The sequence below is a fragment of the Anderseniella sp. Alg231-50 genome (assembly GCF_900149695.1).
In the GTDB taxonomy this organism is placed as follows: Bacteria; Pseudomonadota; Alphaproteobacteria; order Rhizobiales; family Aestuariivirgaceae; genus Anderseniella.
In genome coordinates this window covers 281331-304890 of the sequence record NZ_LT703005.1, presented here as the reverse complement: position 1 = coordinate 304890, position 23560 = coordinate 281331, and the positions used below count along the sequence as shown (strand labels likewise).

Here is a 23560-nt window from a genome sequence, read left to right as displayed (position 1 = left end):
GTGATGAGTCAAACCTGGGTATGGGTCAACACAATCGTGCTGACACCGGTATTGGCAACCGCTTTCGGCGCGTGGCTGGTGGCGGTTTATGCCCAGCTTCGTTTTTTCTTCTCGCCAGATCGAAACAAGGGATGGAGTTTGTACATTCCGGGCTTTCGGTATCAATGGAACATAGTGCGTGGCTGTTTCGCGCCTTATGGAGGGCCATTGGCCCAAGGCCATCTTGCCCACATGCGTACTGCAGGGTTGGTTTTCCTCGTCGCCTGGCTGGTCGCAGCGACATGGCTGTCAGCCATGTTCTTTTTATTTGTTCTATGATTTCGGAGCGGACCGCCGGGGCGGGAACAGCAAACAAATCCAAACTATCCATAGCGGGAGTGTGTTGAGATGGCCGTTGAAATTTTGATGCCGGCACTTTCGCCGACGATGGAAGAGGGAAAACTCGCACGCTGGCTGGTCAAGGAAGGTGATGCTGTTACGTCGGGAGATATCATCGCCGAGATTGAAACCGACAAGGCCACCATGGAAGTCGAGGCGGTAGACGAGGGCACCGTTGCCTCCATCGCCATTGCCGAAGGCACCGAGGGCGTGAAGGTCAACACTGTGATTGCCGTACTGGCAGCAGACGGCGAGGATGCGTCTGCGGTGAGCGCAGCACCTGCTGCGGCCCCTGCAGCAGATGCCGCACCTGCAGCCCAGGCAGCCGCGGCGCCGGCGCCGGCGCCGGTGGCGGCACCTGCTGCCTTGAGTGCCGTGTCGGTTCCGGACCCGGAAATCCCCGAAGGCACCGAAATGGTGCAGATGACAGTGCGCGAAGCGCTGAACTCGGCCATGGCGGAAGAAATGCGCCGTGACGAGACAGTTTTCCTGATGGGAGAAGAGGTGGCCGAATACCAGGGCGCCTACAAGATTTCGCAAGGGTTGCTGGAAGAATTCGGCGACAAGCGGGTCATCGATACCCCGATTACCGAGCACGGCTTCACCGGTATAGCGGTGGGTGCGGCGTTCGGCGGACTGAAGCCTATCGTCGAATTCATGACGTTCAATTTTGCCATGCAGGCAATCGACCACATCATCAATTCAGCCGCCAAGACGCTGTACATGTCCGGTGGCCAGATGGGTGCCCACATGGTGTTTCGCGGAGCCAACGGAGCTGCGGCACGGGTTGGCGCACAGCACTCGCAAGATTATGCCAGCTGGTACGCCCATGTGCCGGGCCTCAAGGTGGTGATGCCGTATTCGGCCGCGGACGCAAAGGGTCTTCTCAAAGCCTCGATCCGCGATCCCAACCCGGTGATCTTCCTGGAGAACGAAATCCTTTATGGCCGCACCTTCGAGGTGCCAAAGGTTGATGACTGGGTGGTGCCGATCGGCAAGGCGCGCATTGCACGCGCCGGCAGTGACGTCACCATCGTGTCGTGGGGTATGGGCATGTCCTATTCCATGGACGCTGCAGAGAAACTTGCCGCAGAAGGGATCGAGGCAGAGGTCATTGACCTTCGGTCGCTGCGCCCGATGGACATCCCGGCGGTACTTGAAAGCGTCAGGAAAACCAATCGCTGCGTGACGGTGGAAGAAGCCTGGCCGGTGTGCTCGGTTGGCTCTGAAGTGGCAGCCCAGATCATGACCCACGCGTTTGACTATCTCGATGCGCCGGTGGCCCGCGTCAACGGCAAGGACGTGCCGATGCCATATGCGGCCAACCTTGAAAAACTGGCGCTGCCAAGTGTGGATGAAGTTGTCGAGGCGGCCAAGTCCGTCCTGTACCGGTAAGGGAGCGCAAGGTCATGCCAACAGAAATTCTGATGCCCGCTTTGTCACCCACCATGGAAACCGGCAAGCTGGCCAAGTGGCTGGTCAAGGAAGGTGACACGGTGACGTCCGGCGACATCATTGCGGAGATTGAAACCGACAAGGCGACCATGGAAGTGGAAGCCGTGGACGAAGGCAAGGTCGGCAAAATCCTGATCACCGAAGGTACCGAGGAAGTAGCCGTCAACACAACCATTGCGGTATTGCTGGAAGACGGTGAAAGCGCCGATGACATTCAGGCCAGTGCGGCACCCGCTGCGCCGAAACCCGCTGCTCAGGCATCTGCACCAGCCGCGCCCGCCGCAGCTGCGTCTGCACCAGCGGAAGCCACGGCGAAACCTGCGGCTGCACCGGCACCGGCTGCAGCGCCGGTACGCGAACCCGACGCCCGTATCTTTGCATCCCCACTGGCGCGGCGTATCGCCAAGCAGAACAATATCGACATTGCCCTTTTATCAGGCTCCGGTCCGCACGGCCGTATCATCAAGCTGGATGTGGAAACGGCACTCAAGGATGGTGTGCCAACAGCTGCGCCTGCGCCTGCAGCAGCTGCCGCGCCTGCCATGGCATCCGGCCCGTCTGACGACATTGTGCGTAAACTGTTTGCTGAAGGAGCGTATGAGGAACTGCCGCATGACGGCATGCGCAAGACAATTGCCTCACGCCTGACCGAAAGCCATCAGAGCATTCCGGCTTATTTTATCTCGGTGGACTGCGCGCTCGATGCCTTGCTGAAATCGCGGGCCGAGCTCAATGCGGCGGCTCCGAAAGACAAGGATGACAAGCCTGCCTACAAGCTGTCGGTGAACGACTTCATCATCAAGGCGATGGCCCTGGCATTGCGCGATGTCCCGATGGCGAATGCGTCGTGGACATCAACCGCCAGGCTGCTGCACGAGCATTCCGACGTAGGTGTCGCGGTTGCCATACCGGACGGGCTGATTACGCCGATCGTGCGTGAAGCTGAAATCAAGCCTCTGTCGGTGATTTCCGCCGAGGTCAAGGACATGGCGCGCCGCGCCCGCGACCGGAAACTGAAACCGGAAGAATATCAGGGCGGCACCACGGCGGTGTCCAATCTGGGCATGTTCGGCGTCGACAACTTCACCTCCATCATCAACCCGCCGCATGCCTCAATCGTGTCGATCGGGGCAGGGGTGCAGAAGCCGGTTGTGAAGGACGGTGCGGTTGCCGTTGCCACGGTGATGAATGCGACCTTTGCATTTGACCACCGCGTCATTGACGGCGCTCTCGGCGGCCAGCTGGCAACGGCCTTCCGCCACTATCTCGAAAATCCCATGTCGATGCTGGTCTAGGAGGTCAAACGTGATCCGGCCCGCTACGAAACTGGATGCGTCCGAGCTGGTCTGCCTGATCGACTGTGCAGGCTACGGCATTCCGCTGGGCGTATGGGCGGGAATGCTGGACGATGAAGCCTCGGTACTTGAGGTGGGCCGCAAGCGGGCCATGCGGGAAGAGGGCGGTTTTTCCTACCGCAATGCCTGGATTGCCGAACGCGATGGCGCGGTGGCCGGTGCGCTGGTCGGATACCGGCTGGACGACGACATCGACCTGTCTGACATCAATGATGTGCCTGACACATTCCGGCCTCTGATGGAACTCGAGGCGGAAGCGCCGGGAAGCTGGTATGTCAACGTGCTGGCCGTGCATGGCGAATGGCGGGGCACAGGGATCGGCGGGGCGTTGCTTGACCATGCCGATCAAATCGCTGCAACGACAGGCGCGCGGACCATGAGCATCATATTTGAAAGTGAAAACGATGGCGGCCGGCGTTTGTATGAGGCCAAGGGCTACAAGGTCACGGCGCGGCGGCCGCGCGTGGCATTTGAAACAGATCGGACAGGCTCTGCTGAGTGGCTGTTGATGGTGAAGGACCTGAAGGTATGACTGAAACGAGTTTCGACGTAATCATCATCGGGGCGGGCCCCGGTGGCTATGTAACGGCGATCCGGGCGGCACAGCTTGGCATGAAGGTTGCCATTGTAGAGCGTGAGCATCTCGGTGGCATCTGCCTCAACTGGGGTTGTATCCCGACCAAGGCACTGCTGCGGTCTGCGGAGATTTATCACTATATGAACCATGCCGGCGACTATGGCCTGTCGGCGGACAATGTCAGCTTTGATGCCGCAGCCGTGGTCAAGCGCTCGCGCGGGGTGTCGGGCAGGCTCAACGGCGGTGTCGGCCATCTGCTGAAAAAGAACAAGGTTCAGGTGATCTGGGGCGAAGCCAAGGTAACCAAGCCGGGCGAAGTGGTGGTGGCGAAGTCTTCCAAGCCGCCAATGCAGCCGGCACACCCGGACCCCAAGGGCGCAGCGGGACCCGGTACCTACAAGGCAAAGCACATTATCATCGCAACAGGAGCCCGTCCGCGCGCGCTGCCCGGTCTGGAGCCGGATGGAAAGCTGGTCTGGACCTATTTTGAGGCCATGGTGCCGCCGGAAATGCCGGGCAAGCTGCTGGTTGTGGGATCAGGCGCTATCGGCATTGAATTTGCCAGCTTTTTCAATGCCATGGGTGTTGATGTTACCGTGGTGGAGATCATGGACCAGATCATGCCCGTGGAAGACACCGAGATTGCCGGGCTGGCCCGCAAGCAGCTTGAAAAGCAGGGTCTCAAAATCATGACCGGCACCAAGGTGGCGAGCCTGAAAAAGGGTGCAAACGACGTAACCGCCACTATTGAAGATGCAAAGGGTGCTAAATCCGAGTTGAAGGTGGACCGGGTGATTTCCGCCGTTGGCGTTGTCGGCAACATTGAAAACCTTGGTCTGGAGGCGCTTGGCGTCAAGACAGATCGCGGCTGCGTGGTGATTGACGGGTTCGGCAACACCAATGTGCCCGGCATTTACGCCATCGGCGACGTGGCCGGCCCGCCCATGCTGGCGCACAAGGCCGAGCATGAGGGCGTGATCTGTGTCGACAAGATCGCAGGCCAGCCGAATGTGCACGCGATGAAGAAAGAACAGATACCGGGGTGTACCTATTGCCATCCGCAGGTAGCCTCCGTCGGACTGACGGAACGGGCCGCCAAGGAAAAGGGCATCGATGTCAAGATCGGCCGGTTCCCGTTCATGGCCAACGGCAAGGCCATTGCGCTGGGCGAGGATCAGGGTCTGATCAAGACCATCTTCGACAAGAAGACCGGGCAATTGCTGGGCGCGCACTTGGTCGGTGCGGAAGTGACCGAACTGATACAGGGCTTTGTTATCGCGATGGGTCTGGAGACCACCGAGGAAGAGCTGATGCACACAGTGTTCCCGCACCCGACACTTTCGGAAATGATGCATGAAAGCGTACTTGATGCCTATGGCCGCGTGATCCATATGTAATCCCGGAGCTGCACAAGTGCGATCAGTCTCATGGCTTTTGATTGACTCAATCGAAAGCCATACTGATCTGGACGGGGTAAGTTTAAGGAAGTTACAGAATGGATATGGCATTGATGGATCTTGGCGGCGGTGTGGGAATTTTCGGCACCTTGCTGATCGGGGGCGTGGCCGGCTGGATTGCCGAAAAGCTGACCGGCGCGAGCCACGGGCTCCTGACAAATATCGTAATCGGTATCCTGGGCGCCTTTGTTGGCGGCTGGATTGCCAATGCGTTGGGCCTTAGGCTGGGTGAGGTATTTGACGGCTGGTTCTGGGGCAATGTCCTGGTGTCTGTAGTCGGGGCTGTTCTTCTAATTACGGTTTATCGTATGCTCAGGGGCAAGTGAGTCTAATCGGCTTGCTTCGTTCAAACCCAATCAGGAGGGGAATATGGTAGGTTTTGGCTGGATAATGACAATCATTCTCGGTGCTTTGGCCGGGTGGATTGCAGAAAAGGTAATGAAGTTCGATACCGGACTTCTGATGAACATCGTGCTGGGTATTGGCGGTGCGCTGATCGGCAATTTCTTGCTGGCCGCGCTTGGCCTGGCGTTTGGTGGTCTGATCGGGCAACTGGTGGTGGCCGTGGCCGGCGCCTGTCTGCTGATCTACGTGTACCGGATGATCAAGTCACGCTAAACAATTACGGGTTACCGGCAACCCGCCAACATGATCCGGAGCAGGATGTGAGAGTTTCTCATCCTGCTCCCATACCAGAAAGCAAACAGGCTTTGGCTACAGTTCTCGACACAACCCAGACGCCGCGTGCGCGGCATCCCGAAAAGGCCCACAAGCCCGACAATCCGGTCCAGCGGCGCAAGCCCGACTGGCTGCGGGTCAAGGCGCCGGTGTCGGCAAAGTATCACGAAACCCGCCAGCTGGTGCGCGAGCACAACCTTGTCACGGTATGTGAAGAGGCGGGTTGTCCCAATATCGGCGAATGCTGGGAAAAGAAGCACGCCACCTTCATGATCATGGGTGAAATCTGCACCCGGGCATGTGCGTTCTGCAATGTCACAACGGGAATGCCGGATGCCCTGGACCAGGGCGAGCCGGAGCGGGTGGCTGATGCGGTTGCCAAGATGGGGCTGACCCACTCGGTGATTACATCGGTTGACCGCGATGATCTGGCAGATGGCGGAGCAGAGCACTTTGCGCAGGTGATCCGTGCTATCCGCAAAGCGGCACCCGAGACGACAATCGAAGTCCTGACCCCCGATTTCCTGCGCAAGGACGGCGCAATGGAAGTTGTGGTTGAAGCCAGGCCTGATGTGTTCAACCACAACCTTGAAACCGTGCCGCACCTCTACGGCCGTATCCGCCCGGGTGCGAGGTATTTTCATTCCCTGCGCCTGCTGCAGAAGGTCAAGGAGCTTGATCCTGGTATCTTCACCAAGTCGGGCGTCATGGTGGGCCTGGGGGAAAAGCGCGAGGACATCCTGCAGGTAATGGATGACATGCGCGCTGCCGACATCGATTTCATGACTATTGGCCAGTATCTGCAGCCGACGGCAAAGCACGCGGCCATTGACCGGTTCTGGACGCCGGACGAGTTCAAGGCGCTGGAAACGTCTGCCTACGCCAAGGGTTTCCTGATGGTATCTGCAAGCCCGCTGACCCGCTCGTCACACCATGCCGGCGATGACTTTGCCCGACTGCGCGCGGCGCGTGAAGCCAAGGTTGCCAGGCGCTCTGTCTGACCCGGGCCTGATTTCGTGACCGTCTTTCATACAACACGCAGGATCGCATTTGCGCCTGAGCACCTGTTGGCGATCGTGGCCGACGTGGCCAGCTACCCGGCGTTCCTGCCATTGTGCACTGGTGCCAGGGTCTGGGATGAGAAGGACCTCGGAAATGGCCGGCGATCGTTTCGGGCCAGCCTCGACATTGAGTATCCCAAACTGCGGCTCAAGGAGACCTTTGTGTCAGATGTCGTGGTTGACGAAAAACGCCTGACCATCCGGGCCACTTCCAATGAAGGCCCGGTGAAGCACATCGACAATCGCTGGTTGTTTACGGTGGCGCGCGGGGGCTGCGATATCGACTTTCATCTCGATTACCAGATGTCGTCGCGGCTGTTGCAGATGGCCATGGGGTCTGTGTTTGATATCGCCGTGCGCAAAGTGATGACGGCATTTGAGGAGCGGGCCCACGTTCTCCAGCAGGACGAAGTTTAGGGGCGGAAGCCCAGCTTTCCCGGTCCGGCCGCACTCTTTACGTTTGGCTCGGTGTCCTAACGGCAAATCTGTAACTTGCGGATTTTCCCCGGTTTTTCTGTCTTTTTGTCATTGAATCCGCGAAACCGTCTCCTACATAAGACAGAGAGAGAGGTTAGTTGGCCGCCTGTGGTGTGGCTGTTGCAAGGAACGGGGGTTCCCAATGAGCAAGTTCAAGTTTGTGGCCGGGGTGGCAGGCGCTGTGGCGCTGTCGGTCGGTGCATTCAGTGCCGTGCCGTCGGCCGAAGCCGGCCGCGAGTTCAAAAAATCCATTGTCCAGTTCGATGATCGTGGCGCAACCGCCGAAGAAAAGCGGGCAAAACGCGCCAAACGCCGGGCCAATCGCGCCAAACGTCGGGCCAACCGTGCCGAAAGACGGGCAAATCGTGCTGAAAGCCGCTCTGAACGGCGTGCCGAGAGACGCGCGAAACGCAAAGACCGAAAAGTCAGGCGTCGTGATCGGGTCAAACGTGCGGAACGTCGTGAAAGGCGCGCCGAACGCAGAGCCAGGCGGGCCGACCGGCGCGCAGACCGCAGGGAACGCAGAGCGAGGCGGTACGAACGCCGCAAACACGGCAAGCGCTTCAGGAATCGCCGTCACAGTCACAAGCATTACTACAATGGCTTTTATTATGCCTCACCGTGGTGGCTTTATTCGGCACCGATCATTGCGTACAGCGGAGCGCGTTATGCGGGATCGGATTATGAGTTGCACGTTGAATGGTGCGAAGACCGGTATCGGTCCTACAACGAACGCCGTGACGCCTATATGGGCTATGACGGCTACTGGCACGCCTGCATCAGTCCCTACAGCTGATCTGCGGACATTCATGACTGAAAGACACCCCCGGTTGCAGCCGGGGGTGTTTTTGGTCGGGTCGCAGCTTTGCCGGTTTCAACCGCATGCAATCTGACAATTGACTGTGATGGTCAACGCGATCAAGGTTCCGGCAGGCAGGACACAGGCAGGCCCGGACATGGCACTCGACACAGAACTCACCAGGGATATTCTGGCCGCGGTTGATGCGGGGTTTGCAGCGCAAACCGCGTTTACCGAAGACCTCGTCCGGTTTCCGTCACTGCGGGGCCAGGAACACACGGCGCAGGACTTTCTGTTCGGGGAACTGAAGCAGCGTGGCTATGCCATGGATCGCTGGTCCATCGATGTTGCCGACATTGAACATCATCCGGGATTTTCGCCGGTGAAGGTAGACTACACCAACGCCATCAACGTGGTCGGCACGCACCGGCCGCGTGAAGAGGCGGGCCGGTCCCTGATCCTCAACGGTCATGTGGACGTGGTGCCGGTGGGCCCTCTCGACATGTGGACCAGACCGCCGTTTGAACCGTGGCGCGACGGTGACTGGCTGTATGGCCGCGGCGGTGCCGACATGAAGGCCGGAATTGCTGCCAATATTTATGCACTAGATGCCTTGAGGTCGCTAGGTTTCCAGCCGGCAGCAACAGTGCACATCCAGTCGGTAACCGAGGAGGAGTGCACGGGCAATGGTGCGCTGGCCGCGCTGGTGCGCGGATACCGGGCCGACGCAGCCATCATTCCGGAACCCGAAGACGACAAGCTGGTGCGGGCAAATGTCGGCGTCATCTGGTTCAAGGTGAATGTGCGCGGACTGCCGGTGCATGTGCGCGAGGCGAGCGCCGGCGCCAATGCCATCGAGGCCAGCTTTGAGGTCATGAAGGGTCTGCGCAGGCTGGAGGAAGAGTGGAACGGCCGGCAGCATGAGCATCGCTATTTTGAGGACTACAATCACCCGATCAATTTCAACGTCGGCAAGATCGAGGGCGGTGACTGGGCCTCGTCGGTGCCGGCATGGTGTTCGTTCGACTGCCGGATCTCGATCTATCCCGGCGTGGACCCGCGCGATGCGGCCAAGGAGGTTGAAGACTGCATACGCAACACCGCGAGAGACAATGCGTTCCTGTCAAACAACCCGCCGCAAGTGGAATTCAACGGGTTCTTTGCCGAAGGCTATGTGCTGGAAGAAGGCTCTGATGCGGAAGCCGCACTGGGCCGGGCGCATGCGGCGGCCTACGGCAAGTCGCTGGAAACAATGGTGACACCGGGCTATCTCGACGGGCGGGTGTTCGTCTTGTACGGCGACATCCCGTGCCTGGTGTACGGCCCTTATTCGGAAAACATCCATGGGTTCGATGAACGTGTATCTCTGTCGTCGGTGCAACGGGTGACCGGTTCCATCGCCCTGTTCATCGCCGAGTGGTGCGGGCTGGAGAGCGTGCGGGGCTGAGTCCCAGCACAGAATTCATCGATTTCACCTGGTCAGCTCTTCGAAGCGGAATTGCCGACTCATGAATATGGACGCTGATGATCGAGCCTGCAGCGATTGCGATAACGGGTGGGAAGTTATTGCGTTCATGGTATGAAGCCGGGCGCGCTCAGCAACCACGGACCCATACATGCATGATCTGAAAGTGACGGTCTCCACGAGTATTCTCGTTCAGGAAGTTGAAGACGAAACTGTCATTCTGAACCTGAAAAATGAAAACTATTACCGGCTGGACGGCACAGCAGCACGCATCTGGCAGTTGCTTGGCAAGCTCGGATCGCGTGACAAAGTGACCGAAGCCATGGCGTCGGAGTACCAAGTCCCTGTTGCGGACTTGCAAAGGGACGTTGAAGCACTGATTGCAGAGTTCGTTCAACTGGACCTGCTTCACACCGCGGAAGAAAGTCCCTCTCCTTCCGGGCAAGACTGAGATAATCGGTAATCCGCCTTCTTCAACAAGCCAACGTGTAGCTCCTTGATAGGGCTTCTTACTTCCGTTACGGTATTTGAAGTCCGAGGTAACAAACCCAGTGAGGGAGCGAAATTCAAATGCAGCAGCAAGTGAGCCCGTCGGCAAAATCTTATCAAGCGCCAAAAATTGTAGCGTGCGGATCAATAACGGACCTGACAACAGCACCGTGGATTGATCCGTCCAGCCCGGAGCCAACCACCACCGGACCAGAAATAGATAGCCCGGAACCGAGCACTGCTGACAGCTGAAAAACAGGCAGACCTGAGCCGTCCACAGCATCCGGCCCATATTGACTGAACACCAATCTGATGACGAATGGCCGATAGACCTCCAATGCGTGTTCTCATGTATGGTTCCGAGCACGCAGCTCCTGCCACACGGGTGTGTGACTGGGCTGTGGATGCCGGGCATGAAGTTGTGTGGGCCGGTTATCTGGGGGAAATTTCCGGCTCAAGCCGGGCCCGTCACGTGCAGATACAGTCCTGGGACAATCCTGTGCCGGAGCTGGCCGCGATTGCCGCCGACTTCCGCCCGCACGTGACACATTCCCACAATTTCAGTTTCCTGACAGAATTCCATCATGAGGCGGGGTTGGGGCCGCTGATCTTGTCGGCGTTTGGAGGTCTTAACGGGCTCATAGGTTCGGTGCCACCTAAGCCACGGATAGATGATCTGATGGCAACCGGGCCAACTGTCATCGTCGAGAGCCGTCCGCTTTTTGATGCCGCAACAAAACGTTATGATGGCATCGACTGCGAACTTATCTGTCTTGGCGTGAATCCGGTGCACTACAAACCGGGTACACTTGCCAAGCGTGCTGCCTGGCGGCAAGCCCTGCAGATACCCGTTGATGCAATTGTGTTCTTTTCTGCCCGCGGTATCGGTGATGGTTATCGGCAGCAGGAAATACTTCGGGCGTTTGCCTCAGCATTACCTGATCTTCCGGCCACCGCAGGCCTCGCCATGATCAGGCTTACTAGGTCCTGGGATCGGTCCGACCGGGTGAGAGAACTGCAACAACTGGCCGAGGAACTGGGCATTTCCGAACGGTTGTACTGGATCCCCGAGGTTCGTTACGAAATGATGCCAGGCATGTATGGAATGGTTGATTTTGTCGTCAACTATCCGGTTGCAGATGCGTTTCCCTCCACATTGCTGGAAGCTGCCGCCTGCGGTGTGCCCGTTGTGACCGCAAACCTGCGTGCCTATGCAGGAAGCTATATTGAACAGTTCTGCGAACTGGTTGATCCGGACGATTGGCAGGCGCTGGCCCGCGGTCTGGTTCGATCGGCACGTGAACCCGCGGAGCTGCAGGCACGGAGGGTTAGCGATGGGCGTCGGCACGTGATTGATAATTTCTCCGAAACGGTGGGCCGTGAAAGGACGTTGGCAGTGTATGAACGGGTCGCCCGGGCCCCGCACTGAAATGACCAGTGCTCCGGCAGTCAGCGTCATCTGATCAACAATTCCATCCAACACCCTGAAATGGTGCCGGTTTGTTGCGGGCATCGTGTCGTTTCCTGCAGCCGGCGGGCTGGTGTTGGCGATGCTGGAACAGTACTGGACAGTTGTGTCTAGACATCTCCTAAAAGCGGAATTACTGTGTCGTCATCATCGATGCAGGGAGGTCTCGTCATGAAGTCCGAATACAGGGTCGTGGTCATTGGCGGAGGCGTAGTCGGCGCCTCGGTTCTGTATCATCTGGCAAAAATGGGCTGGAGTGATGTGGCGCTGATTGAGCGCTCCGTGCTGACCGCAGGATCTTCCTGGCATGCCGCAGGCGGGTTCCACGCGCTTAATGCAGATCCCAATATCGCGGCGCTGCAAGCCTATACCATCGATCTTCTGGGCAAGATTGAAGAGGAAAGCGGGCATTCGGTCGGCATGCACATGACCGGCGGCCTGACGCTGGCGGGCACACCGGACCGCTGGGAGTGGCTGCAGTCGGCCTATCGCATCTTCCAGAGTCTCGGGATCGAAGACGTCCGGCTGGTTACGGCGGAAGAGGCCGGTGAGCTGTGCCCGATCATGTCGACGGATGGCATACTCGGCGGCATGTGGGCTGACCGGGAAGGCTATATCGACACCACCGGAACGGTGCATGCCTATGCGAAAGCAGCCCGGAACAATGGTGCCAGTGTCATCGAACACAACCGCGTGCTGGAACTGAACCAGACGCGGGACGGATGGCAGGTGGTCACCGAGCAAGGCACGATCAAGTGCGAGCACGTGGTCAACGCCGCCGGTTTGTGGGCCAAGCAGGTTGGCCGCATGGCCGGTATTGAACTGCCGGTTTCGCCTTTGTCGCATCATTACCTGCTGACGGAATCAATCCCTGAAATAGCCGAGATGGATGCAGAGTTGCCTTTGGTGGTGGACCTGGAAGGGTTTACCTACATGCGCCAGGACCTGAACGGCATGCTGCTCGGCATTTACGAGATCAACCACGAGCACTGGATGATGGATGGAGCGCCATGGGACTATGGCATCGAGTTGCTTCAGGAAGACACCGATCGCATCGCCGACGAGCTGACACTCGGATTTGAACGCTATCCGGTGCTGCAGACCGCCGGTGTCAGGAACTGGGTCAATGGAGCCTTCACATTCTCACCCGACGGTAATCCGCTTGTAGGACCGGTGCGTGGCAAACCGGGATACTGGTGCGCCTGCGCCGTCATGGCCGGCTTCCTGCAAGGCGGCGGTGTCGGAAAATCGCTCGCCGAGTGGATCATCAACGGCGAGCCGGAGGCCGATGTCTACGGCATGGATGTTGCGCGCTATGGCGACTTTGCCGGTAACAAGCAGTTCATCAAGGAAACCACCGGACAATTCTATACCCGCCGCTTTGTGATGACCTATCCCAATGAACAACTGCCGGCGGGCAGACCGCTGAAAATGTCACCGGCCCACAGCGAGATGACGGCGGCGGGATGCCGCTGGGGCGCGAGCTGGGGCCTCGAAGTGCCGTTGTATTTTGCACCGGAAGGTTTTGCCGAGACACCGTCGCTGAAGCGCTCCAATGCGTTTGACATTATCGGTGAAGAATGCCGTGCTGTACGCGACGGTGTCGGCCTGCTCGATATAACGGGATTTTCGCGTTTTGAAGTCACCGGCCCCGATGCGCATGCCTGGCTCGACAGGCTGATGGCGTCAAAACTGCCGGCACCCGGCAAGGCGAGGCTGGCGCCCATGCTGTCACCGGAAGGCAAGTTGAAGGGTGATCTCACCGTTTTCAACTGGGGTGACGGGAGCTGGTGGATCATGGGCAGCTACTACCTGCGCGAGTGGCACATGCGGTGGTTTGACAGCCATATGCAGGATGGTGTGACAGTGCGCGATATTGCCGATGACATGGTCGGTTTTTCACTTGCCGGCCCGAAATCGCGCGATGTCATCGCAAAACTGACGGATGGCGATGTCGGTGCACTGCCGTTCATGGGGTGTGGCCAGTTTGACATCGGGATGATCCGGGCGAAAGTTGGCAGGCTGTCCGTGGCCGGTGAGCTGGGTTATGAAATCCATTGTCAGGCGGGCGAACATATCGCACTGCGCAGAGCGCTGCTTGCGGCGGGCACTGACCAGGGGATCCGCGAATATGGCTTCAATGCCCTGCTGTCGTTGCGGCTTGAAAAGAGCTTTGGCATCTGGTCGGCTGAGTTCACCCAAGGCTACACGCCGGGCATGACCGGTATGGACCGGTGGATCGACTGGCAGAAACAGGAGTTCATCGGCCGGCAGGCGACATTGAGCGAGCGTGACGGTGACGGGCCGGAACAGGTGCTGGTCACTCTCGAGATTGATGCAGATGATGCCGATGCCAGCGGCTATGAACCTGTCTGGTCGGGCGATCAGCGCGTTGGGTTTGTCACCTCAGGCGGATATGGGCACACGACGGGCAAATCACTGGCCATGGCGCTGGTCAACGGTGATCTGGCAGGAGAGGGCACTGAGCTCAGTGTTCATGTTGTCGGGGTTAAGCGGCCTGCAACGATCATTGCATCATCGCCATATGATCCGTCAGGCAAGGCCATGCGCACATGATGCCCGAGCGGGCATCGCGCACCGGCCGACGCGGGCGTGCCGCGCGCGCTGCTGCAGGTGCAGACGGGCGCAACATCGACTACCGCAATCTGCGCAGTCCAATTCCGCCCATGCGCGCGTTCAGTGACGACCGGGTCGAAGCCATACACGAGGCAGCCCTGGACGTGCTCGAGGAGTTGGGCATCAAGGTGTTGCTTGACGAAGCCCGGACAATGTTCAGGTCCGGCGGGGCGCGCGTCGATGACAGTATCGAGATGGTCTGGATCGGCCGGGACATTGTTGAAGCTGCGCTGGCAAGCGCGCCACGCAGCATCTCGATGCGGGCCGGCAGCAGGTCGCGCGATGTAAAACTGGAACTGGACCGGCTGGCATTTCAACCGGGTGGCGGCTCGCCGCACACTACCGACCTGAAACGGGGCAGGCGTCCCGGCACTGCCGGTGATTTTTCGGAACTGGTCAAGCTGACCCAGCATTTTGACGTCCTGCAGATGATCTCGCCGTTGATCGAGCCGCAGGACGTGCCTGTGCACGTGCGGCATTACGAGACCCTGCGGGCCCAGCTCACCCTGTCGGACAAGGTGCCATTTGTGTTTGCACGCGGCACCGGCCAGGTTCATGACAGCTTCGAATTGCTGAGAGACTTTCGCGGCCTGTCAGACGACGAGTTTCACCAAGCCCCTCACTGCTACACGATTATCAACACCAATTCGCCACGGCAGCTGGACATTCCCATGGCGCAAGGACTGATCGACTTTGCCAGGGCAGGGCAAGTGTCGATCGTAACGCCGTTTTGCCTGATGGGCGCGATGGCGCCGGTCACTGTCGCAGGCGCGCTTACCCTGTCGCATGCCGAGGCACTGGCGGCCATCACACTTACCCAACTGGCACTTGCCGGTGCGCCGGTGTGTTACGGCACGTTCACCTCCAATGTGGACATGAAATCCGGCGCGCCGGCCTTCGGTACGCCTGAACACTTCAAGGCCAGCCTCGGGGCTGGTCAACTGGCGCGCAAGCTCGGCCTGCCGTGGCGGAGTGCGACCGGCAGCGCCGCCAATATCAATGATGCCCAGTCAGCCAATGAGACGCAATTCGGCCTGTGGGGATCGCTGCTTGCAGGCGCGACGGTGATTATTCATGCTGCCGGTTGGCTGGAAGGCGGGCTGACCGTGTCCTATGAAAAGTTCATCACTGACATGGAGGTGCTTCAGATGGTAGCGGAACTGTGCACTCCGACAGCATGCGGGGCGGACGAGATTGCGCTTGATGCGCTGCGCGAAGTGCAGCCGGGCGGGCATTTCTTCGGTGCAGCCCATACCATGCAGCGATACCAGACGGCGTTCTACGAACCAATGGCTGGCGACTGGTCCAACTTCGGCACCTGGACCGAACGTGGCAGCAAGGATGCCAATGAGCGCGCCACGGGAACATGGCAGTCGATTTTGAACGACTTTACCGGCCCTGAACTGGACGGCGAAAGGGTAGAGCAATTGCAGGCATCGATACGAACGCGAACCGCTGCCGGCGGTGCGCCGCCGGAAAGCTGAAATCGACATGACCCGAAAAAACGTGACACCCCTCTTACAGCGCAATGACCCGGACAGCGAACCGCTGACCGGCAACACCAAGGTCACACGCCAGGACTGGCTGAACGTCGCCATGGACATTCTGATCAGTGACGGCGTCGAACAGGTCAAGGTGCTGACCGTGGGCGAGCGATTGAACGTGTCACGGTCAAGTTTCTACTGGTACTTCAAGAGCCGGCAGGATCTGCTGAATGCGCTGCTGCAGCACTGGGACGAGACCAACACAGCCGCGCTGGTGCACCAGTCGGAGACACCGGCCGATACGATAACGGGCGCCATCTGCAATGTGTTCAGGTGCTTTGTCGACGACAGCCTGTTCAATACGTGGCTGGATTTTGCCATACGTGACTGGGCGCGCCGGTCCGGTTCGGTGCGCCGGGTGCTGGACCAGTCGGACGAGACCCGGCTGGCTGCACTTGAAGCCATGTTCGCCCGCTATGATTATCCGGCTGCAGAGGCGCTTACCAGGGCACGGGTGCTGTATTACATGCAGATAGGATACAACCTGGCGGAACTGAATGAACCGATGTCGCAGCGTCTGAAGATGGTGCCGCATTACCTTCATGCGTTCACCGGTCTCCAGCCGGCTCCGGGCGAGGTGGAAGCTTTGCGGGACTACGCAACTGCAGTCAGCAGGGGAGAGAAATCATGAGCTCAGTGTTTGATGCGATCATCATCGGGACTGGAGTCATCGGAACGGCTACCGCCTTTGAAATGGCCAAGCTGGGTTTCAAGACCTTGTCGCTGGACCGGAATTCGCAGGCCGGCCACGGTTCCACCGCCGGATCATGTGCGATTGTGCGCATGCATTACTCGACCTTTGACGGAACCGCCTTTGCCTGGGAAGGCTATCATTACTGGCGCGACTGGGCTGAGTATCTCGGGCTTGAGACGGATGTGGACCTGGCCCGGTTCCGCGAGATCGGCTGCCTGGTAATGAAGACCGATGCCAACGGACACCTGGCAAGCCATATGGAAAACTCCGCAGCGCTGAATTGCCCGTTTGAGGAATGGACGCCGGAACAGATCGTGGAAAAACTTCCCGTCTATTCGCTGGAAAGCTATGCACCGGCCAAACGGATGCATGACCCTGATTTTGGCAAACCCAATGGCAGCCACCTGAACGGTGCGGTGTTCTGGCCCCATGCCGGCTATGTCACCGATCCGGCCCTATCGTCACAAAACCTGGCAGATGCCGCGCGCAAGCACGGTGCAGCTTTCCGCATGGGGGCCGAAGTGCTCGAAATCCTGACTGACGGCGGCAAGGTCAGGGGCGTGAAACTTGGCGGCGGAGAGGAAATCCATGCACCTGTCGTGGTCAATGTCGCCGGTCCCGGCTCGTCGGTCATCAACCACATGGCCGGTGTGACCGGTGACATGACCATCGAGACGAAACCCCTGCGGCAGGAGGTTGTGCACGTGCCGTCACCTGCCGGGTTTGATTTTGAGGCCAACGGCACGATTGTGTCCGACAGCGATATTGCCTGCTATTGCCGGCCCGAGCACGGCAACAATATCCTGGTCGGCAGTGAAGATCCCGCGTGCGACGAGCACCAGTGGGTGGAAGACGAGACGGATTATGACCGCAATTTTTCGGACCAGTGGACCACCCAGGCCATGCGCCTGGCGCAACGGGTGCCGAGCCTCGGCATACCCGGCACCAGTCGCGGCGTGGTTGATCTCTACGATGCCTCGACCGACTGGATCCCGATCTATGACAAGTCTGCGCTGGACGGCTTCTACATGGCCTGCGGTACCAGCGGCAACCAGTACAAGAACGCTCCGATTGCCGGCAAGATGATGGCGGCGCTGGTGGCGTATTGTGAAGCGGGCAACGACCATGATGACAAGCCCCTGCAGTTCATGCTGCCGTACATTCAGCGCTCCATCAATGCCGGCTTCTATTCGCGCAAGCGCGCGGTCAATGAACAGTCCAGTTTCTCAGTGCTTGGCTGACCGGTCGCGCAGGCTAAATGGCGTCGAATTCCGTCAGGCCGCCGTGGGATTGTATCCGCGCAGGTGTGTAGGCCGTAGCCCGCCCGACTGTGCCGCTGATGCCAGGGCGCGCCGGATCGCCAGCCATTTTTCGTAGGTTTCGGCGCTCGATACCTCGATGATCCTTTCGCGCAGCGGCCCCTCAATCCTGGCAACTTCTCGTGGCGCCATTTCCGCATACCAGGCGTTTCGGTCTCTGGTCTCGACGCGTTCGAAACCGGCTTGACGCATTACATCGGCAGTCTGCCCCGCCGTTGCCATGCTGTAATCGAGAGGCACCAGGGACAGATAGTGCTGGAAGGCCTCGTCTTTATCGGCATTGTCACCTGACAGCCAGTCGCTGGCGGCAAGCGCGCCGCCGGGTTTCAGAACCCGCATGATGTCGGCATACAATGCCTGCTTGTCGGGAATATGGATGAGAGCATCCTTGCTGAACACGACATCGAAACTGTTGTCTTCAAAGGGCAGGGGGCCGGGTGTTACCTGCTGGAATTCTGCGCGATCGGCAGCATCGGCTTGCTCAGCCAGCACGCGGGCGCGGTCGAGCAACTGCGGTTCGATGTCAATGCCCAGTACCCGTGCGCCCATATCGCGGGCGAGTGCAATGGACGGACCGCCGGTACCGCAGCCGATGTCCAGCACCCGTGCATCCTTGAGATCCAGTCCACGAGTGACCTCTGCGACTTCCTCCGGTCCGCCGGGCGACAGGAACCCCGGCCCCCAGACCAGATGCAGGCGATCGATAAACTCATCAGCATATTGTGCCATGCGGCTCGCACCCTTCGTTGAATCCCGCTCTCTGCGGAGTTCTAGACTGTCTGCACCGGGCCGGCAAAGTCAAAAGGGTCAGCTGCTCACATATGCTTGCTGCGCAAAGAACTCTACTGGATCGGGGACAGCCGCGTCGCCAGTACTCGTTGCACCTGTCTCGCTTCCCGGTTGATCAATTCACCGACCTTTGGCGCCAGTACCTGTTTCCAATGGTCGCTTTCGTAGAATGCCGCATAAAGTTTTTCCCGCTCTGTTTCGTTTTCAAAACGTCGGATCCAGAAATACACCGACTGATCTTCCTCACCCCGGAAGCTGGCTATGGGCATCATTCCCGTGGCGACGGAGTACGGGATGATCTCGCCTTCCATAAGGTCCAGCCATGCTTCCATCTTGCCCGGTTTCACCTGGTATTGCCGCAGTTCAAAAAATGCCATTTTACGTCTCACTTTTTCACTAGGTCGCTTGCGCCACGATGTGGGGGCGTCGAATTCAGCCCCTTTACCTCAGAACCCTTCCACGACGATCTTGCCTTTGGCCTTGCCGGTTTCCACAAGCCGATGGGCTTCGCGCATATTGGCGGCGTTAATGGGTGAGAGAACTTCTGACACGGTCGTGCGTATGCGCCCGGCATCGATTTCACCGGCAACATGGCTCAGCAGCTTGTGCTGTTCGATCATGTCCGGCGTCTGGTGCATGGCGCGGGCGAACATGAATTCCCAGTGCAAACTGGCGGACTTGGTTTTCATGTCGGCCATGGGCATCGGCTGGTCGGTGTTGTCGATGGAGACAATGCCGTGCTGGGGCCGGATCAGTTCAACTGCGGCGTTCCAGTGGCGCATGTCGTTGAAGATGGCGACATGATCAACGTGGTGCATGCCCAGGGCCCGAACCTGGCTCACCATGTCTTCACGATGGTTGATGACATGGTCGGCGCCGAGCTGTTTCACCCAGGCTGTTGTTTCCGGGCGCGAGGCGGTTGCAATCACGACCAGCCCGGCTGCCTTGGCAAGCTGAATGCCGATTGATCCGACACCTCCGCCGGCGCCGATGATCAGCAGGCTCTCGCCCTTGTTCGCCCCGTCACGGTCAATGCCGAGGCGGTCAAAGAAGGCTTCATAGGCAGTTATCGTGGTGAGCGGCAGGGCGGCACTTTGGGCATGGTTCAGGGATTTCGGCTTGTGGCCGACGATGCGTTCATCGACCAGGTGGAATTCGGCATTGGTGCCGGAGCGGGTGATGTCACCGGCGTAGTAGACTTCGTCTCCGGCCTCGAACAGGGTGACATCGGGGCCAACAGCTTCGACAACGCCGCTGGCGTCGTATCCGATCACGCGTGGAGGATTTTCCACGGCGTCCTTCGGCGCTCTCACCTTGGTGTCGACGGGATTGACGGCGACAGCCTTCACAGCCACCAGTATGTCGTGGCCCGCCGGTGTCGGTTTGTCCAGCTCGACATCGAGAAAAGCATCAGGGTCTTCAATCGGCAGGTAATGAGTAAGACCAACGGCTTTCATTGTTTTCACCTCGGGTTGCAATGGTTTTTGGGCGGTCGACACATGTATATAGCGGTCTTCATTCGGGATAATCCTGTTGTTGCAACAAATACTATTTGCTAAATCGGGATAATGGAACTCGACGTAAAATCCATGAAACTGTTTATCCGCGTGGCAGCGATTGGTGCGATTGGCCGGGCAGGGCGCGATTTCGGCTATTCTCCCACGGCTGCCTCGCAACGTATCCAGATGCTGGAAGAGGCGCTTGGATCAAAGCTGCTCAATCGGACGACACGAACGGTTTCCCTGACGGGCGACGGCGAGAAATTCCTGGTTCACGCCAGAAAGATCGTCGATGACATCGAAGACGCTGTTACGGATTTGCAGGGAAACCGCAAAACCGTCGCTGGTGAATTGCGCGTGACGGCGTCGGCCTCTTTCGGCCGCCGCTATGTTGCGCCGTTTGTCGGAGAGTTTCTGCGTGATCATCCCGATGCTTCGGTGAACCTGGAGCTTAGCGACGGTGTCTTCGACATCGTGCAGCATGGCTTTGACCTTGCACTCAGGATCGGGACACTCGCGCCGTCCACCCTGGTGGCCCGCAGGATTGCTGACAACCCGCGTATCCTTGTTGCTTCGCCTGGCTATCTGGAGGCTCATGGCGTTCCTGCTGCGGCCAGTGAGCTTGCAGACCACAACTGCCTTTTGCTGGGCGCAACCCGGATTTGGCAACTGCGGGATGCAAACGGCAAGCAAAGCGCAATCAGCGTGAATGGCAATTTCACCACCAGTTATGGCGAGGCTGCAACTGAGGCGGCTGTCAGTGGTGTCGGGATCGCGCTGAAGTCCCGATGGGATATCGTGGATCAACTGGCCGCCGGGGCACTGGTGGAAGTGCTCCCGGACCACGTCGTTGAACCGGAATGGAGCCTGTGGGCTGTCCGCCCGCCGGGCCGCGTTGTATCTGCCAGGGTCCAGGTGTTCACTGAGTTCATTGAAAAAAAGCTGCAGGCGGCGCTGGTCTGATCCAGCTCAGGTCAGACAATTACCGGTTTGCCACTATTGCTGCGGTTCAGCTTAATGAAAGTCAACGACCTGCTTCAACAAATCCGTATGCGCCTTGTTGCAAATACCGGCCGGCTGGTATCTATGGAAAATTGTGATTTCTTACCTTTGGTCCGCGCAATTCCTGTCCCCGAGCAGTTTGTCGACAGAATGATTGAAATCGCACCAGATGGGCAGATTTTTGACATCGCTTGCGGGGGCGGATGGCAGTCAACACGACAGATACCAAGCCAAGGAATAGTCCGCTGCGCGCCGTGTTGCCGCCGGCCATGATTGGTCTGATTGCCGGTATCGACAATACGGCGGCGGCGTTGGCCATTGGTGCCCTGATGTTCACCGGACCCTTGTCGGATGGCATGGGCCTTGGTGTCGGGGTAGTGCTGTTCGGGGGCGCATTGCTGGCGCTGGTCGTGGCGATACGAAGCGTCCTGCCAAACAGCGTCGCTCTGGTGCAGGAATCTACAATCGCGGTTGTTGCTGCAGCCATAGCGGCCATGGCTGTACAGTCTGTCGGAGGCGCAGAAGCCAAGATTGCCACGGCAATTGTGATCATTGGTGCCTCAAGCATTGTGACCGGCGCGCTGTTCTGGATTACGGGAAAGCTGAAGTTGGGTGGTTTGGTTCGCTATCTGCCGTATCCGGTGATGGCCGGTTTTCTGGCCGGATCTGGCTGGTTGCTGGTGAACGGTGCATCGGTGATGTTGACTGGCCATGACTTCGGGCTTGAGTTTGCGCGGTCGCTGAGTGAACCGCAGATATTGTGGCGGGTGTTGCCAGCGATTGGACTCGCAATTGTCATGTTTGGCGCACTAAGCCGGTTGTCGCATCCGGCCATCATGCCTTTGATCATGATCGCCGCCGTGGCCTGCTTCAATGCAGTGCTCATGCTTGCCGGACTAGACCTGGAAGTTGTGCGCGATCTCGGACATCTTCCGGCGATCAACATGAGCGGTGGCGTTGAACTGCCGACACCGCACCTGCTCTCCAAGATTGACTGGGCCGCAGTGTTGGCGGCTGTACCTGTGATGCTGGTCATCGCCGGTCTGAGCATGATCGGATTGATGCTCAATGTAAGCGGGCTGGAACTTGCCATGCGCCGGGACATCGATGTGAACGCTGAACTTCGTTCCACCGGTCTTGCGAACGTGTTGTCGGGAGGGGTAGGCGGTCCGTCCGGCTATGTCGGGCTTTCAATGACGGTGCTGGCCCAGAAGACCGGCGCGACCGGTCGCGGTGCAGGCATCGCCACGGCGATCGCCATGCTGCTGGCCCTGTTTTTTGCAGGTCACCTGATTTTTCAGGTGCCGATTTTCCTGACCGCAGGGTTCGTGCTTTTCCTCGGCATAGGGCTGTTGAAGGAATGGTTAGTCGATACCCGGGAAAGGATGCCGTTGTCCGAATGGCTGGTCGTGGCAGGTATTCTGCTTACCGTCGCGCTGGTCGGTTTCATGGAAGGGCTGGCATTGGGACTGGTGGTTTCCAGTGCGCTGTTCATCTTCAAATATTCTCTGTTGCCGGTAGTACGGTTCCGCGCCACGGGTGTTGAACAGCGAAGTTCCGTCGATCGGTCGCCGACAGCCATCAAATATCTTTCCGAACACGGTGATGCGATCGAGGTCATCCAGCTGCAGGGCTACATATTTTTCGGAACTGCAGACCGGATCGTAAACATTGTCCGGCGCAGGCTGATCGCGGAAGACAAGCCGCCGCTGCAGTTCGTCGTGCTTGATTTCCAGAATGTCAGTGGTGCCGATTCAGCCGCCATTGCCTGTTTCATGAAGATCGCCAGGCTGGCGGAGGATAACAATGTAAGTGTGTCACTGACCCGGGTGGCTCCGGAATTGCGCAACAGTCTTACGCTTGCGGGCCTTGAACTTGGCGAAAACCAGCTGATAAGCGTGCTGCACGATATCGACCGCGCGCTGGAGAGGGCAGAAGAAACCCTGCTGAGTGAACATGTCGATGTGGACGGTGAAAAGAGCCTGCTGAGGCATTTCGTGCTGGCAATTGGCGAGCATCCCAGGTTGCCCGCCCTGGTCGACAACATGACCCGGCTCGAATTGCAGCCGGAGGATGTCCTGATCAGGCAGGGTGAGGATGCCAATGACGTGTTCTTTGTCGCCAGTGGCCGGGTCCGTGTGCAGCTCACACTGCCGAATGGCGAGGTGATGCGGGTGCGCACCATGCTGGCCGGTGCAATTGTCGGAGAAATTGCGCTTTACCTCAAGCAACCGCGTATTGCCGACGTTATCGTGGACGCGCCGTCTGAAATTTTCCAACTCAGTGCCGCTGATCTTTTGCGAATGCAGTCGGACGATCCGCAACTTGCAGCCCTGGCCCACCAGTTGCTGGCCAGTAACCTGTCGGAAAAACTCGCTGTGGCGAACAAGATGATCCAGCTGACACAGAAGTGAGTC

General features: G+C 58.7%; 22 protein-coding genes. 19 read left to right on the top strand and 3 right to left on the bottom strand.

The window, feature by feature from the left end; translation table 11 throughout:
* The first annotated feature begins 3 nt into the window (after positions 1-3).
* The 17 genes from DHN55_RS22445 (at position 4) to DHN55_RS17570 (ending at position 17775) form a co-directional block, all read left to right on the top strand.
* Positions 4-318, top strand: a complete 315-nt coding sequence (locus DHN55_RS22445; protein WP_337660471.1) for a hypothetical protein — start codon at positions 4-6, stop codon at positions 316-318.
* A 69-nt stretch (positions 319-387) separates the two neighbouring features.
* On the top strand, positions 388-1773 hold the full coding sequence (locus DHN55_RS17645) for a pyruvate dehydrogenase complex E1 component subunit beta (RefSeq protein WP_108882846.1): 1386 nt from the start codon (positions 388-390) through the stop codon (positions 1771-1773).
* 14 nt (positions 1774-1787) lie between these two features.
* Positions 1788-3128: a pyruvate dehydrogenase complex dihydrolipoamide acetyltransferase gene (locus DHN55_RS17640; RefSeq protein WP_108882845.1), complete on the top strand. Its 1341-nt coding sequence runs from the start codon at positions 1788-1790 to the stop codon at positions 3126-3128.
* A gap of 10 nt (positions 3129-3138) precedes the next feature.
* Complete coding sequence (locus DHN55_RS17635; protein WP_337660470.1) at positions 3139-3720, top strand: GNAT family N-acetyltransferase; 582 nt, start codon at positions 3139-3141, stop codon at positions 3718-3720.
* Positions 3717-5162: a dihydrolipoyl dehydrogenase gene (gene lpdA, locus DHN55_RS17630; protein WP_108882843.1), complete on the top strand. Its 1446-nt coding sequence runs from the start codon at positions 3717-3719 to the stop codon at positions 5160-5162. The genes DHN55_RS17635 and lpdA overlap by 4 nt, the downstream gene beginning before the upstream one ends.
* Positions 5163-5260: 98 nt before the next feature.
* Positions 5261-5548, top strand: coding sequence for a GlsB/YeaQ/YmgE family stress response membrane protein (locus DHN55_RS17625; RefSeq protein ID WP_108882842.1), 288 nt, complete (start codon positions 5261-5263; stop codon positions 5546-5548).
* 64 nt (positions 5549-5612) lie between these two features.
* A complete protein-coding gene (locus DHN55_RS17620) occupies positions 5613-5840 on the top strand; it encodes a GlsB/YeaQ/YmgE family stress response membrane protein (protein ID WP_443111136.1) in 228 nt (75 codons plus the stop codon).
* A 92-nt stretch (positions 5841-5932) separates the two neighbouring features.
* Positions 5933-6901, top strand: a complete 969-nt coding sequence (lipA, locus tag DHN55_RS17615; protein ID WP_108882840.1) for a lipoyl synthase — start codon at positions 5933-5935, stop codon at positions 6899-6901.
* 15 nt (positions 6902-6916) lie between these two features.
* Positions 6917-7378, top strand: a complete 462-nt coding sequence (locus DHN55_RS17610) for an SRPBCC family protein (RefSeq protein WP_108882839.1) — start codon at positions 6917-6919, stop codon at positions 7376-7378.
* Between the two features lie 202 nt (positions 7379-7580).
* Positions 7581-8234, top strand: coding sequence for a BA14K family protein (locus DHN55_RS17605; protein WP_108882838.1), 654 nt, complete (start codon positions 7581-7583; stop codon positions 8232-8234).
* 160 nt (positions 8235-8394) lie between these two features.
* On the top strand, positions 8395-9684 hold the full coding sequence (locus DHN55_RS17600; protein ID WP_108882953.1) for an ArgE/DapE family deacylase: 1290 nt from the start codon (positions 8395-8397) through the stop codon (positions 9682-9684).
* Positions 9685-9853: 169 nt separating this feature from the next.
* The gene (locus tag DHN55_RS17595; RefSeq protein ID WP_108882837.1) at positions 9854-10153 is read left to right on the top strand and encodes a PqqD family peptide modification chaperone; all 300 of its coding nucleotides are present in this window, start codon (positions 9854-9856) and stop codon (positions 10151-10153) included.
* A 357-nt stretch (positions 10154-10510) separates the two neighbouring features.
* The gene (locus DHN55_RS17590; protein ID WP_108882836.1) at positions 10511-11620 is read left to right on the top strand and encodes a glycosyltransferase; all 1110 of its coding nucleotides are present in this window, start codon (positions 10511-10513) and stop codon (positions 11618-11620) included.
* A 210-nt stretch (positions 11621-11830) separates the two neighbouring features.
* On the top strand, positions 11831-14236 hold the full coding sequence (locus DHN55_RS17585; protein WP_108882835.1) for an FAD-dependent oxidoreductase: 2406 nt from the start codon (positions 11831-11833) through the stop codon (positions 14234-14236).
* The gene (locus DHN55_RS17580) at positions 14233-15780 is read left to right on the top strand and encodes a trimethylamine methyltransferase family protein (protein WP_443111135.1); all 1548 of its coding nucleotides are present in this window, start codon (positions 14233-14235) and stop codon (positions 15778-15780) included. The genes DHN55_RS17585 and DHN55_RS17580 overlap by 4 nt, the downstream gene beginning before the upstream one ends.
* A gap of 7 nt (positions 15781-15787) precedes the next feature.
* Entirely contained in the window at positions 15788-16471 is a 684-nt protein-coding gene (locus DHN55_RS17575; protein WP_108882951.1) for a TetR family transcriptional regulator, read from the top strand.
* Positions 16468-17775: an FAD-dependent oxidoreductase gene (locus DHN55_RS17570; protein ID WP_108882834.1), complete on the top strand. Its 1308-nt coding sequence runs from the start codon at positions 16468-16470 to the stop codon at positions 17773-17775. Before DHN55_RS17575 ends, DHN55_RS17570 begins: the two co-directional genes overlap by 4 nt.
* Before the next feature lie 33 nt (positions 17776-17808).
* On the opposite strand, the gene DHN55_RS17565 is transcribed toward DHN55_RS17570, so the two are convergent.
* The 3 genes from DHN55_RS17565 to DHN55_RS17555 all read right to left on the bottom strand — a co-directional run bounded on the left by DHN55_RS17565 (position 17809) and on the right by DHN55_RS17555 (position 20099).
* Complete coding sequence (locus DHN55_RS17565) at positions 17809-18582, bottom strand: methyltransferase domain-containing protein (RefSeq protein ID WP_108882833.1); 774 nt, start codon at positions 18580-18582, stop codon at positions 17809-17811.
* 113 nt (positions 18583-18695) lie between these two features.
* Positions 18696-19019: an NIPSNAP family protein gene (locus tag DHN55_RS17560; protein WP_108882832.1), complete on the bottom strand. Its 324-nt coding sequence runs from the start codon at positions 19017-19019 to the stop codon at positions 18696-18698.
* Positions 19020-19088: 69 nt separating this feature from the next.
* Positions 19089-20099 (bottom strand): zinc-binding alcohol dehydrogenase family protein, encoded by a 1011-nt coding sequence (locus DHN55_RS17555; protein WP_108882831.1) that lies wholly within the window; start codon positions 20097-20099, stop codon positions 19089-19091.
* A gap of 111 nt (positions 20100-20210) precedes the next feature.
* Between DHN55_RS17555 and DHN55_RS17550 the strand changes: the two genes are divergently transcribed.
* Positions 20211-21104 carry a LysR substrate-binding domain-containing protein gene (locus tag DHN55_RS17550; protein ID WP_108882830.1) on the top strand — a complete coding sequence of 298 codons (894 nt, stop codon included), beginning with the start codon at positions 20211-20213 and terminating at the stop codon, positions 21102-21104.
* A 242-nt stretch (positions 21105-21346) separates the two neighbouring features.
* On the top strand, positions 21347-23557 hold the full coding sequence (locus DHN55_RS17545; protein ID WP_108882829.1) for a SulP family inorganic anion transporter: 2211 nt from the start codon (positions 21347-21349) through the stop codon (positions 23555-23557).
* The last annotated feature ends 3 nt before the right edge of the window (positions 23558-23560 follow it).

Coding starts and splice junctions, on each gene's coding strand:
- DHN55_RS17620 (WP_443111136.1), top strand. CDS start 5,613: ATGACAATCATTCTCGGTGCTTTGGCCGGGTGGATTGCAGAAAAGGTA.
- DHN55_RS22445 (WP_337660471.1), top strand. CDS start 4: ATGAGTCAAACCTGGGTATGGGTCAACACAATCGTGCTGACACCGGTA.
- DHN55_RS17590 (WP_108882836.1), top strand. CDS start 10,511: ATGGCCGATAGACCTCCAATGCGTGTTCTCATGTATGGTTCCGAGCAC.
- DHN55_RS17600 (WP_108882953.1), top strand. CDS start 8,395: ATGGCACTCGACACAGAACTCACCAGGGATATTCTGGCCGCGGTTGAT.
- DHN55_RS17570 (WP_108882834.1), top strand. CDS start 16,468: ATGAGCTCAGTGTTTGATGCGATCATCATCGGGACTGGAGTCATCGGA.
- DHN55_RS17560 (WP_108882832.1), bottom strand. CDS start 19,019: ATGGCATTTTTTGAACTGCGGCAATACCAGGTGAAACCGGGCAAGATG.
- DHN55_RS17605 (WP_108882838.1), top strand. CDS start 7,581: ATGAGCAAGTTCAAGTTTGTGGCCGGGGTGGCAGGCGCTGTGGCGCTG.
- DHN55_RS17580 (WP_443111135.1), top strand. CDS start 14,233: ATGATGCCCGAGCGGGCATCGCGCACCGGCCGACGCGGGCGTGCCGCG.
- DHN55_RS17545 (WP_108882829.1), top strand. CDS start 21,347: ATGGCAGTCAACACGACAGATACCAAGCCAAGGAATAGTCCGCTGCGC.
- DHN55_RS17645 (WP_108882846.1), top strand. CDS start 388: ATGGCCGTTGAAATTTTGATGCCGGCACTTTCGCCGACGATGGAAGAG.
- DHN55_RS17625 (WP_108882842.1), top strand. CDS start 5,261: ATGGATATGGCATTGATGGATCTTGGCGGCGGTGTGGGAATTTTCGGC.
- DHN55_RS17555 (WP_108882831.1), bottom strand. CDS start 20,099: ATGAAAGCCGTTGGTCTTACTCATTACCTGCCGATTGAAGACCCTGAT.
- DHN55_RS17585 (WP_108882835.1), top strand. CDS start 11,831: ATGAAGTCCGAATACAGGGTCGTGGTCATTGGCGGAGGCGTAGTCGGC.
- DHN55_RS17550 (WP_108882830.1), top strand. CDS start 20,211: ATGGAACTCGACGTAAAATCCATGAAACTGTTTATCCGCGTGGCAGCG.
- DHN55_RS17565 (WP_108882833.1), bottom strand. CDS start 18,582: ATGGCACAATATGCTGATGAGTTTATCGATCGCCTGCATCTGGTCTGG.
- DHN55_RS17595 (WP_108882837.1), top strand. CDS start 9,854: ATGCATGATCTGAAAGTGACGGTCTCCACGAGTATTCTCGTTCAGGAA.
- lpdA (WP_108882843.1), top strand. CDS start 3,717: ATGACTGAAACGAGTTTCGACGTAATCATCATCGGGGCGGGCCCCGGT.
- DHN55_RS17575 (WP_108882951.1), top strand. CDS start 15,788: ATGACCCGAAAAAACGTGACACCCCTCTTACAGCGCAATGACCCGGAC.
- DHN55_RS17640 (WP_108882845.1), top strand. CDS start 1,788: ATGCCAACAGAAATTCTGATGCCCGCTTTGTCACCCACCATGGAAACC.